Genomic DNA, 11,990 nt, shown 5'->3' on the forward strand with positions numbered 1-11,990 from the left:
GCATCCTGATGGCGGCGGCGGGGCTGTTCCTGCTGGCGTTTCTGGCCAGCCCCGACAGCTTTGCCTGGCTGTTCGCGCCGATGACGCGGAACGGTGCGCCGGCGGTCTATACGCAGACGCCGCTTTGGTCGCTGACCCTGTCGCATCTGACGCTGGTGGCGGTCGCGGTTGCGGCCTCGACGCTGGTGGCCTTGGTGCTGGCGGTGATGGTGACGCGGCCATCGGGGCGGGAATTCCTGCCGCTGGCGCGAACGATCACCTCGGTCGGGCAGACCTTTCCGCCCGTGGCCGTGCTGGCGCTGGCCGTACCGGTCATGGGCTTTGGCGCGGGGCCGACGCTGGTGGCACTATTTTTGTACGGTCTGTTGCCGGTCTTTGAAAACACGCTGGCCGGTCTGACGAACCAGCCCGCCCAGATCCGCGAAGCCGCACGCGGCATGGGCCTGACGCCTTCTCAACGCCTGTGGCAGGTCGATCTGCCCTTGGCCTTGCCGGTGATCCTGACGGGGATGCGGCTGACGGCGGTGATCTCGCTTGGGACGGCGACGATCGGATCGACCGTCGCCGCCCGTACCCTGGGCGAGGTGATCATCGCGGGTCTGCTGTCGTCCAACACCGCCTTTGTCCTGCAGGGCGGCATGGTCGTCGGCATCATCGCGGTGATGATCCACGAAGGTTTTCAGGCGCTGACGCGACGTGTCGCACGCCGTATCGGCTAAGCCGGCAAGATGACCGGCTTGGCGTCCCAGATATCCTGCATATAGCCGCGGATGGTGCGGTCCGATGAAAAGTACCCCGACCGTGCGATGTTCAGCGCCGCCATGCGGTGCCAGTCGTCCTGATCGGCATAGGCGGCATCGACCCGACGTTGCGCCGCATAATAGGCATCGAAATCGGACGCCACCAGGAAGGGATCATCGTTCCACGTGCGATCCAGCAGACCGTAATAGGTCTCGGCCCGGCCAAAGCGACCCTCGGCAATCAGCTGCAGCGCGATCTTCATGTCCTCGCTGCGCTCGATCGCGGCGCGGGCATGGCCGGGGCGCGATTTTTCCGCCGCCGCCTGATCGGCGGTCATGCCGAAGAGGAAGAAGTTCTCGGCCCCGACCTGTTCGCGGATTTCCACATTGGCCCCGTCCAGCGTGCCGATGGTCAGCGCGCCGTTCATGGTGAACTTCATGTTGCCGGTGCCTGATGCCTCTTTCCCCGCCGTGCTGATCTGTTCGGATAGATCGGCGGCGGGAATCAGATCCTCGGCCATCGAGACGTTGTAATTCGGCGGATAGGCGATCTGCAGGAACTTCGACGTTACCGGATCGCTGTTGATCGTCGCGGCCACGTCGTTGATCAGATGGATCACCGATTTCGCCAGCCAGTATCCCGGCGCCGCCTTGCCACCGAAAATCTTGACGCGCGGGGTCCAATTGCCATTTGGGTCGTCGTGGATGCGGCTCCACAGAGCGATGGCTTCCAGAATGTTCAGCAGCTGGCGTTTGTATTCATGGATACGCTTGATCTGCACGTCGAAGATGGCGTCCGGGTCAGCCTTGATGCCCAGACCGGCCAGCAGACCGTTCGACAGCAGCACCTTGTTGTCCCGCTTGGCGGCATGCAGCCGGTCGCGGAAGGCGGCGTCACCGGCATGGGCCTCCAACCCTTTCAGCTGATCCAAATCGCGGGTCCAGCCGGTGCCGATGGTGTCGTCCAGCAGGCGTGTCAGGGCGGGGTTCGCCATGCGCAGCCAGCGGCGCGGGGTGACGCCATTCGTCTGGTTCACGATGCGGTCGGGGTGCAGCCGGTGCAGATCGGCAAAGACCGTGTCCTTGACCAGATCGGTGTGCAGCGCCGAGACGCCGTTCACCCGGCCCGCCATGATGAAGGCCAGTTCCCCCATATGCACCTGATCGCCGTGGACAATGCCAATGTGGTTCGGCCTGCCGGTGGCGCGGCGGTGATCGTCGTCGATCATCTGGATGATCTGCATGTGGCGCGGCAGCACGCGGCCCATCAGCCATGTGGACCACCGCTCCAACGCCTCGGGCAGCAGGGTGTGGTTGGTATAGTTCAGCACCCCCCGCGCCAGAACCATGGCGCGATCGAATGGCAGGCCGTGTTCATCCATCAGCAGGCGCATCAGTTCCGGCCCCGCGATGGCAGGGTGGGTGTCGTTCAGCTGGATCGCGACCTTTTCGGGCAGCAGGTCCAGATCGCCATGTTCGGACATGAAGCGGCGCAGGATGTCCTGCAACGCCGCCGAGGTCAGGAAGTATTCCTGCTTCAGCCGCAGTTCCTTGCCCGCCTCGGTCGTGTCGTCGGGGTACAGAACGCGCGACAGGGTTCGGGCCAGCGCCTCGGGTTCGGCGGCGGCGGTGTGGTCGCCCGCGTTGAAGCGGTGCAGGTCCAGCAGCGTCGTCGGATGCGCCCCCCACAGGCGCAGGCTGTTGGCCCAATCGCCGCCCCAACCGATGACCGGCGTGTCATAGGCCCGTGCCAGCACGCTTTCTGCAGGACGCCAGACGGCGCGGCCATCGACCTGATCGACATGACCCTTGAAGCCGATGTCATAGCTGTAGTCGATGCGCATGAATTCCCAGGGGTGGGGCTGGTTCAGCCAGTCTTCCGGGGTCTCGACCTGCTGGCCGCCCTCGAAACGCTGGCGGAACAGCCCGTGTTCATAGCGGATGCCATAGCCGAAGGCCGGGCAGTTCAACGACGACAGCGACTCCATGAAGCAGGCCGCCAGACGACCCAGCCCGCCGTTGCCAAGCGCCGCATCGGGTTCGTCATGCAGGATGGCGTCTTCGTCCTGACCCAGCATGGTCAGGGCCTGCCCCATCGCCGGTTCCAGCCCCAAGTTGATGATCGCATCGCCCAGGATGCGGCCGATCAGAAACTCCATCGACAGGTAATAGACCCGCTTGGCGCCCTGATCGCGGGCGGCGCGGATGGCGTTCACCCAAGGCCCGACCATCTGGTCGCGCACGGTATAGCTGACGGCCATGCGCCAATCGAAAACGGTTGCGAATTCGGGACCGCGACCCTGCGTATGGGTCAGGTGATGAAGGATCTGGTCGCGCAGGTCTTGCGCGGTCAAGGCGTGGGTCACTTGGGGCCTCTTACACTTGGTCAGGACAGCCAGACACGGCCATAGGGGGGCAGAACCAGCGTGTCGTCATGCAAGGTCACCGTCGCGTCCGACAGGATGTCGCGCATGTCGGTCACGCCTTGAAAGCGCAGCCAATTTCCATCGACGTGTTGCCAGCTTTCGGTGAAGTTGAAAAGACAAACAACGCTGCCCTGCGGCGCGCGTCGCGCAAAACCGAAGACTGCGGCATTTGCGCAATCAAGGACCTCGGTCGGGTGCCCGCCGTGCAGGCGATCACAGGACCTGCGGCGTGCCATGATGGTGCGCGTGCCATGCAGGATGCGCCCCGGGGTCGAGCCTTCGTCGGTGACCGCCTGCGCGGCGCCGTCCCAATCCATCGCGGGGCGGTGGATCCAGCGGCTGTCATGGGCATGTTCGGGCACGTCGCGATAGCCGTGGTCGTTCAGCAGGCCCAACTCGTCGCCCATGTAGATCAGCGGCACCCCCCCGAAGGATGCGATCAACGCGTGGCCCATCAGGATGCGGTCGACGGCCAGGTCGATCCCCGCGCGGTCGCCCCGCGCCATGGCCCCCTCCAGCCCCGCCATGGAGGCGAAGCTGCCCGAGATCCGCTTGTCCCCCGTTTCCGGGTTCACCTGAAACAGCGCCCCGTTCGAGAAGCTGCCCGGAAAACTGCCATCGTAGAAATCCGACAGGAAGGCCCGATGCGCCGCGCCCGACATGCCCACCGCCGCGGCATCTTCGTCGGTGATGGCCCATCCGATGTCGTCGTGGCAGCGGATATAGGTCGCATAGGTGGCATTGGTCAGCACGGGCGGGAAATGGGTGCGCAGCACATGGGTCATCAACCGCGTGTCGCGGGTGGCAAGCGCGCCCCAGAACTGGACCATCAGGCTGTTGTGATAGGCCAGGTTGCCTTCCTTGCCGTCATGTTCGCCCCGCCCGAAATAGGTCAGCATGTCGGCCGGCCCGACGATCGCCTCCTCGAGGTGGAGGACGGAATTGGCGGCGATGCGGGTGCAGGCCCGCAGGGCGCGCAGCAGCAGATGCACCTCGGGCTGGCCCTGACAGGTGGTGCCCATGCGCTTCCACATGAAGGCGACCGCATCCAGCCGCAGCACGTTGACGCCCTTGTTTGCCAGGTTCAGCATGATCCGCACGATTTCCAGGAAGACGCGCGGATTGGCCCAATTCAGATCCCATTGATGTTCGTTGAAGGTGGTCCAGACCCATTTGCCGAAATCGGGGTAATGGGTGAAGCTGCCCGGCGCGGTGTCGGGAAAGATCTCGATCAGGCTCTGTTCATAGGCGTTGGGCAGGGTCTGGTCGTCATACATCAGGTACATGTCCTGATATTCGGTGTCGCCCGCCACCGCCGCCTGCGCCCATTCATGTTCCTTGGCCGTATGGTTCAGCACCAGATCCACGCAAAGCGACATGCCCCGCGCCCGCAGCGCCCCAGCCAGCCGCGTCAGATCGGCCATCCGCCCATAGGCCGGGTTCACCTGCCGGTAGTCCATCACCGAATAGCCGCCGTCGCTGTCGCCGGGGCGCGGCTTCAGGCAGGGCATCAGGTGGACATAGGTCACGCCAAGGTCGCGCAGGTAGTCCAGCCGGTCGTGCACCCCCGCCAGATTGCCCGCGAAACGGTTGACATAGAAGACATAGCCTACCATCTGGGGGCGCTGGAACCAGTCGGGCTCCAGATCGCGCGCCAGATCCAGCCGCTTCAGATCGGCCGGACGCGCCGCCCATCCGTCGCGCAGGGTCTGTTGCAACTGGGCGCAGAAATCGTCGTAATCGGCACGCTCACCGTAAAGCCGTTCAAGGATCGGCCAAAGGTCGGGGGCACTGCGCGACAGGCGCATGTCGAAGATGGTCGGTGCAGTCATGCGGGGCATCCCTCGGTCAGGACGAAGACGACGACGCTCTCGGCGGCGATCTCTTGGGTGGGGGTTGCGGCGATGTCTGTGTCATCGTCTCGGGCGCTGTCCAGCTGGCGGCGCCAGTGGCTGCCTTTGGGGGCGTCGGGGATGGTGACGGTCTCATCATTGCCGTTGTTATAAACGACAAAGACCGCCCCCGGCAGCGCGGCATAGGCGGGCGTCCCCGAGGCCATCCGCATTTCAGCGGCCAGCAGGCGCAGTTCGGGGTCGTTCCAATCCTCGGGGCGCATGGGGGTGCCGTCGGCGCGGCGCCAGAACAGGTCCGGCAGCCCGTCCTGTTCGCGCGGCTGGCTGTGCAGGAACCGCTTCTGGCGCAGGATGGGATGCGCCTTGCGGAAGGCAATAACCCGCTGGCAGAAGGCCAGGAAATCGGGATCGGCATTGTCCCAATCGACCCACCCGATGGGATTGTCCTGACAATAGGCGTTGTTGTTGCCGCCCTGCGAATTGCCCAACTCGTCCCCGGCCAACAGCATCGGCGTGCCCTGCGACAGCATCAGGGATGCGATCAGGTTGCGTCGCCTGCGGTCGCGCCGCGCGATGATGGCGGGATCGTCGCTTGGCCCCTCGACGCCCATGTTGTCGGACAGGTTGTGGTTGTGGCCGTCGCGGTTGTCCTCGCCGTTGGCCTCATTGTGCTTGTCGGCATAGCTGACCGTATCCATCAGCGTGAACCCGTCATGGGCCGAGATGAAGTTGACCGAACTGGTCGCCGCCCGCCCGTCATGGTCGAAGCGCGCCGCCGATCCGGCAATGCGCTTGGCCAGCTTGCCGATCAACCCGCCATCGCCGCGCCAGAACCCGCGCAGCTGGTCGCGGTAACGGTCGTTCCATTCCGTGAAAGGCGCAGGATAGGCCCCCAGCTGATAGCCGCCCTCGCCGATGTCCCACGGCTCGGCGATCAGTTTCACGCGGTTCAGCACGGGGTCCTGACGTACCGCACGGAAGAACGGCCCGTCGCGGTCAAAGGCGCCCCGCGTGCGGCCCAACACGCTGCACAGATCGAAGCGGAAGCCGTTGACATGCATCACCTCGACCCAATAGCGCAGGCTGTCCATCACCAGCCGCAGCGTGAAGGGGCTGTCCATGTCCAAGACGTTCCCGGTGCCCGCGTCGTTGACATAGAAACGCCGATCCTCGGCCAGCCGGTAATAGGAGGCGTTGTCCAACCCGCGGAAGGACAGCGTCGGGCCCATCTGGTTGCCCTCGGCGGTGTGATTGTAGACAACGTCCAGAATGACCTCGATCCCGGCCTTGTGGAAGCGGGCGACCATCTGCTGGAATTCGGCGATATCGCCGTCGCGCATGTACCGCGGTTCGGGCGCAAAGAACCCATAGGACATATAGCCCCAGTAATTCGTCAGCCCCTTGTCCACCAAAAAGCGGTCGTCGGCAAAGGCCTGCACCGGCAGCAATTCGATCGCGGTGACGCCCAGCTTGTTCAGATGGTCCAGCATCGGATCGGATGCCATCGCCAGATAGCCGCCGCGCCCCGGAATGCCCGGACGGCCCGCAGTCAGCCCCTTGACGTGCGCCTCGTAGATCACCGTGTCGGTCATGGGGCGGCGCAAGGGACGGTCGTCGCCCCAGGTGAAGGATGGGTCCACCACCACGCTGCGTGGCACATGGGTGGCGCTGTCGCGGCGGTCATAGGACAGATCGGCATCGGCATGACCCGCACGGTAACCGAAGACCGCATCATGGGGGGCAAGCCGTCCCGACAGCCGTTTGGCATAGGGATCGATCAGCAGCTTGTTGGGGTTGAAGCGGTGTCCTTCGTGCGGCTTATAGGGGCCGTGGACGCGGTATCCGTATCGCTGACCGGGGCGCAGCCCGGTGATATGGCCGTGCCAGACATGGCCGTCACGTTCGGGCAGATCGACCCGCGTTTCGCGGTTCTTGTCGTCGAACAGGCACAGCACCACCCGTTCGGCGTGCTTCGAGAAGATGGCAAAATTGACACCGGCACCGTCGAAGGTCGCCCCCAACGGCGTCGGGTGCCCGGCAGTCATCGCATAGTGGTCGTTCATCAGCTTGCGGTCAGTCCGGCGTAAAGTTCTGCGTAGGCCTTTGCCGACAGCGCCCAGCCCACCGGCTGCGCCATCGCGTTCGTCTGAAGCCGGGACCATGTTTCCGTGTCCTTGTAAAGGGTGCCAAGCCGCACCAGCGCATTGCGCAACGCCCCCGCCGTCACCGGCGCGAACTGGATGCCGGTCGCCACGTTCTGCGCCAGCGCCGCGGGTGATGCGTTGATGACGGTATCGGCCAGTCCCCCCGTCAGCGCGACGACGGGAACGGTGCCATAGCGCAACCCGTAAAGCTGGGTCAGGCCGCAGGGTTCAAAGCGCGACGGGACAAGGATGGCGTCGCCGCCCGCGATCAGCCGATGGGAAAATCCCTCGTCATAGCCGATACGGACCGCGACATTGGGATTATCCTCGCCCACCGCACGGAAGGCGCGTTCCAGATCGGCGTCGCCCGACCCCAGAAGCGCCAGCTGCCCGCCCTGTTCCAGCAGCGTCGGCAGGGTCTCCAACACCAGATCCAGCCCCTTTTGATGGGTCATCCGTGACACGATCACGCACAGCGGCCCTTCGGCCTGCGGCAGCCCCATCTCGGCCTGCAACGCGGTCTTGGCGGCAGTCTTTCCGGCAGGTTTGGAATAGGGGGTGATGGCCGGGTCCGTGGCCGGGTTCCAGGCGTCCTCATCGATGCCGTTGAGGATGCCGTGCAGCGATGCGCGGCGGTGGCGCATGACCCCTTCCAGCCCCATGCCGAATTCGGGGGTCATCAGCTCCGCGGCATAGCTGGGCGAGACGGTGGTCAGCGCATCCGCCCCCATCAGCCCCGCCTTCAAGGCCGAGATCGCGCCCCAGAATTCGAACCCTTCGCTGTGGAAACGTCCCGGGTCCAGCCGCAGCGAATGCAGGCGGCCCGGATCGGCGGGGCCATTGAAGGCGATGTTGTGGATGGTCAGCACGCTGCGGACATGGCCCGCATGCATCTGGCGCAGGTATTCCGTGGCAAATCCCGCCTGCCAGTCGTGACCATGCAGCACCTGCGGCTGCCAGCCCCCTGCCCCCTTGGCGGCAATATGCGCCCCGACCCAGGACAGCGCGGCAAAGCGTTCGGGGTTGTCCGGCCAGTCGCGCCCGTCCGGCCCCAGATAGGGGTTACCCGGCCGCGCATAAAGATGCGGCGCGTCGATCACCAGCAGGTCAAGGCCCGCGATCCTACTGGCCAGAACCTTGGCGGGCCCACCGAACAGATCATCGAAACCCAGCACGGTTTCGGGATCCACCAGCGCCGCCATCACCGCCGGATAACCGGGCAGCAGGGTGCGCATCTGCACCCCCTGCTGGGTCAGGGCGGCAGGCAGCGCGCCCACGACATCGGCCAAACCACCGGTCTTGATCAGCGGCGCACATTCCGAAGCAACTGACAGAACCTTCATCACAAAGACGCCGCCCGCCTGTCCAGCATGTCCTGGGTGATCAGCGTCACGCCCTTTTCACTGACGCGGAACCACTTGGCGTCATCCAGGGGGTCCTCGCCCACGATCAGGCCTTCGGGAATGATGACGCCGCGGTCGATGACAACATTGCGCAACCGCGCGCGTCGCTGGACGGTCACATACGGCAGCACCACCGCATGATCCAACACGGCATAGGAGTTGGTATGCACCTCGGTGAACAGCAGCGAATTGCGGATTTCAGTGCCCGATACGATGCAGCCCCCCGACACCATCGACGATATCGCCACCCCGCGACGGTCCTTTTCGTCGTGGATGAACTTGGCCGGCGGCTTGCTTTCGGAATAGGTCCAGATCGGCCAGTCGCTGTCCCAAAGGTTCAGTTCGGGGGTGAAATTCGTCAGGTCGATATTGGCCTGCCAGAAGGCATCGACGGTGCCGACGTCCTTCCAATAGGCGGGCGCGCCGGGGGTCCGCACGCAGGACACGTCGAAACGATGCGCCATCGCCTTGCCGTTCTTGACGATGTCGGGGATCAGATCGGTGCCGAAATCATGGCTGGAGTTCGGGTCCTCGGCGTCGGTCAGCAGCAGGTCGCGCAGGAAGGCCCAGTTGAAGACATAGATCCCCATGGACGCCAACGCCTTGTCGGGATGGCCCGGCATGGCGGGCGGGTCCTTGGGCTTTTCAAGGAACGAGATGATGCGCCCCTTGTCGTCCACATCCATGACGCCGAAGGCCGTCGCTTCCTCACGCGGGACGGTCAGGCAGCCGACGGTGACATCGGCGCCGCTTTCGACGTGTTCGCGCAGCATCACCTCGTAATCCATCTTGTAGATGTGATCGCCGGCCAGGATGATGATGTAATCGACGTCGTAATCATCGACGATGTCGATGTTCTGCGTCACCGCATCGGCCGTCCCCTGATACCAATGCTGTTCCGAGGTCCGCTGACTGGCGGGCAGAATGTCCAGAAATTCATTGCGCTCGGCGCGGAAGAAGTTCCAGCCGCGCTGGCAATGGCGGATCAGGCTGTGCGCCTTGTATTGCGTCGCCACGGCGATCTTGCGGATGCCGCTGTTCATCGCGTTCGACAATGCGAAATCGACGATGCGGGTCTTGCCCCCGAAATAGACCGCAGGCTTGACGCGCCTGTCGGTCAGTTCCTGCAGGCGACTGCCCCTTCCCCCTGCCAATACGAATGCCATGGCGCGACGTGTCAGACGCGTGTTTTCAGCCATCTTGAAATCCTCCCCCTTAGAAAATCACGTATCGGCGACGAAGATCACCACCGACAGCGGCGGAAGCGTCACCGCCATGCTGGCGGGCTGACCGTCCTGACCCGCCCCGTCGGCGACCACCCCGCCCATATTGCCCATGCCGCTGCCACCATAGACGGCGGCGTCGGAATTCAGCGCCTCGTGCCAGCGCCCCGCCTGCGGAACGCCGATGCGGAAATCGGGGCGCGGGACGGGCGTGAAATTGCAGACCACAACCACCGGCGGATCGCCCGCGTTCCCCTTGCGGATCCAGGCATAGGTCGATTGCGCAGGATCGGTCGCGATCCACTGGAAGCCGTCGGCGTCGCAATCTTTCACATGCAGGGCGGGCTGGTCACGGTACAGATGGTTCAGGTCGCGCACCAGCGATTGCACGCCTTGGTTCAGCGGCTGACCGGCGGCGTGCCAGTTCAATTCGCCGTTGTGGTTCCATTCCTCGGGCTGGCCGAATTCGCAGCCCATGAACAGCAGCTTCTTGCCCGGATGCCCCCACATGAAGGCGTAATAGGCGCGCAGGTTCGCGAATTGCTGCCATTCGTCGCCGGGCATCTTGTGCAGCATGCTGCCCTTGCCGTGGACGACCTCGTCATGGCTGATCGGCAGGATGAAATTCTCGCTGAAGGCATACATCAGACCGAAGCTCATCAGGTCGTGGTGATAGCGGCGGTGGACGGGATCGCGGCTCATGTAACGCAGCGTGTCGTTCATCCAGCCCATGTTCCACTTGAAGCCAAAGCCCAAGCCCCCCGCATCCACGGGGGCGGATACTTTAGGATAGGATGTGCTTTCCTCGGCCACGGTCATGATGCCGGGGGTGTCGCCATAGGCGGCGATGTTCATCTTTTGCAGGAAATCGATGGCCTCGTAATTCTCGCGCCCGCCGTCCTTGTTCGGGACCCATTCGCCATCCTTGCGCGAATAGTCGCGATACAGCATCGAGGCGACTGCATCCACGCGCAGCCCGTCGATGTGATATTCCTGGAACCAGTAGATGGCATTGGCGATCAGGAAGTTCTGAACCTCGGTCCGGCCATAGTTATAGATCAGGGTGTTCCAGTCCTGATGGAAGCCTTCGCGCGGGTCTTCGTGTTCATACAGCGCGGTGCCGTCAAACCGGGCCAGTCCGTGGGCATCCGTCGGGAAATGCCCCGGCACCCAGTCCAGCAGCACGCCCAGACCCGCCTGATGCGCGGCATCGACCAGGTCGCGGAATTCATGCGGCGGACCGAAACGGATCGTCGGGGCATACAGACCGACCGGCTGATATCCCCATGATCCGTCAAAAGGAAATTCGCTGACCGGCATTAGTTCCAGATGGGTAAAGCCCATATCCTTGGCATAGGCGACCAGATCGCGGGCCATCTCTTTATAGGACAAGGGCCGCCCGCCATCGTCCCATTTGCGACGCCAGCTGCCCGGATGCACCTCATAGACCGAAATCGGCGCGGTCCGGTCCTGCGCGGTCGCGCGGGCCGACATCCATTCGCCGTCTTTCCAGCCAAAGCCCGCGATATCGCGCACGACGCTGGCCTTTTCGGGGGGATGCTGGCTGCCGAAACCGACGGGGTCGGCCTTTTGCAGAACCGCGCCGTTGATATCGACGATCTCGTATTTATACAGCGTGCCTTCGGCCAGATCGGGCAGGAAAATCTCCCACACGCCGCTGGCGCCAAGGCGGCGCATCGGATGGCGACGCCCGTCCCATGTGTTGAACTGCCCCACGACCGAGACACGCTGCGCATTCGGCGCCCAGACCGCGAAATGCGTGCCCTGCGCGCCTTCGTGGGTCATCACATGCGCCCCAAGCGCCTGCCACAGACGGCGGTGCGTGCCCTCGCCCAGCAGATGCAGGTCCATGTCGCCAAGAACCGGACCAAAGCGATAGGGATCGTCGAAATCCCATGTCACCCCGCCACCGCTTTCGGCCTGCAGGCGATAATCGCCGGCGGGGATGGGTCCCGCGAACAGATCGCCCGCCACGCGCGGCAGGTCCTGCGCCTTGCCCTTGGTCAGAACCCGCAGCGCCGCCAGATCGGGGTGAAAGACCGTCAGCCACCTGTCCTTGCCCGTGCCCCGCGGGCCCAGGATGCGGAAAGGGTCGTCGCATCGCCCGCGTTCAAGTGCGATCTGGTCGTTGACATCTGGCAGAGACGGCTTTGTCGTTTTTTTCATCGGTCCACTCTATC

General features: G+C 64.1%; 7 protein-coding genes. 1 reads left to right on the forward strand and 6 read right to left on the reverse strand.

Going from position 1 to position 11,990, the window contains the following annotated elements; genetic code table 11:
* The first annotated feature begins 8 nt into the window (after positions 1-8).
* A complete protein-coding gene (locus SJY40_RS13075; RefSeq protein WP_378948446.1) occupies positions 9-719 on the forward strand; it encodes an ABC transporter permease in 711 nt (236 codons plus the stop codon).
* On the opposite strand, the gene SJY40_RS13080 is transcribed toward SJY40_RS13075, so the two are convergent.
* From SJY40_RS13080 to glgB, 6 genes are read right to left on the reverse strand one after another with little or no spacing between them, the layout of a single operon-like run.
* Complete coding sequence (locus SJY40_RS13080; RefSeq protein WP_378947199.1) at positions 716-3,094, reverse strand: glycogen/starch/alpha-glucan phosphorylase; 2,379 nt, start codon at positions 3,092-3,094, stop codon at positions 716-718. The genes SJY40_RS13075 and SJY40_RS13080 overlap by 4 nt on opposite strands.
* 32 nt (positions 3,095-3,126) lie before the next feature.
* On the reverse strand, positions 3,127-4,998 hold the full coding sequence (locus SJY40_RS13085; protein ID WP_378947202.1) for an amylosucrase: 1,872 nt from the start codon (positions 4,996-4,998) through the stop codon (positions 3,127-3,129).
* A complete protein-coding gene (glgX, locus tag SJY40_RS13090; protein ID WP_378947205.1) occupies positions 4,995-7,082 on the reverse strand; it encodes a glycogen debranching protein GlgX in 2,088 nt (695 codons plus the stop codon). The genes SJY40_RS13085 and glgX overlap by 4 nt, the downstream gene beginning before the upstream one ends.
* On the reverse strand, positions 7,082-8,506 hold the full coding sequence (gene glgA / locus SJY40_RS13095; RefSeq protein WP_378947207.1) for a glycogen synthase GlgA: 1,425 nt from the start codon (positions 8,504-8,506) through the stop codon (positions 7,082-7,084). The genes glgX and glgA overlap by 1 nt, the downstream gene beginning before the upstream one ends.
* A complete protein-coding gene (gene glgC, locus SJY40_RS13100) occupies positions 8,506-9,765 on the reverse strand; it encodes a glucose-1-phosphate adenylyltransferase (RefSeq protein WP_378947210.1) in 1,260 nt (419 codons plus the stop codon). The genes glgA and glgC overlap by 1 nt, the downstream gene beginning before the upstream one ends.
* 24 nt (positions 9,766-9,789) lie before the next feature.
* Positions 9,790-11,976: a 1,4-alpha-glucan branching protein GlgB gene (gene glgB, locus SJY40_RS13105; RefSeq protein WP_378947212.1), complete on the reverse strand. Its 2,187-nt coding sequence runs from the start codon at positions 11,974-11,976 to the stop codon at positions 9,790-9,792.
* Positions 11,977-11,990: the final 14 nt, after the last annotated feature.

Source organism: Paracoccus sp. R86501 (genome assembly GCF_042466435.1).
In the GTDB taxonomy this organism is placed as follows: domain Bacteria; phylum Pseudomonadota; class Alphaproteobacteria; order Rhodobacterales; family Rhodobacteraceae; genus Paracoccus.

Excerpts from the sequence above, each read along its gene's own strand:
- glgA (WP_378947207.1), bottom strand. The coding sequence starts at position 8,506 with ATGAAGGTTCTGTCAGTTGCTTCGGAATGTGCGCCGCTGATCAAGACC.
- SJY40_RS13075 (WP_378948446.1), top strand. The coding sequence starts at position 9 with ATGGCGGCGGCGGGGCTGTTCCTGCTGGCGTTTCTGGCCAGCCCCGAC.
- glgC (WP_378947210.1), bottom strand. The coding sequence starts at position 9,765 with ATGGCTGAAAACACGCGTCTGACACGTCGCGCCATGGCATTCGTATTG.
- glgB (WP_378947212.1), bottom strand. The coding sequence starts at position 11,976 with ATGAAAAAAACGACAAAGCCGTCTCTGCCAGATGTCAACGACCAGATC.
- SJY40_RS13085 (WP_378947202.1), bottom strand. The coding sequence starts at position 4,998 with ATGACTGCACCGACCATCTTCGACATGCGCCTGTCGCGCAGTGCCCCC.
- glgX (WP_378947205.1), bottom strand. The coding sequence starts at position 7,082 with ATGAACGACCACTATGCGATGACTGCCGGGCACCCGACGCCGTTGGGG.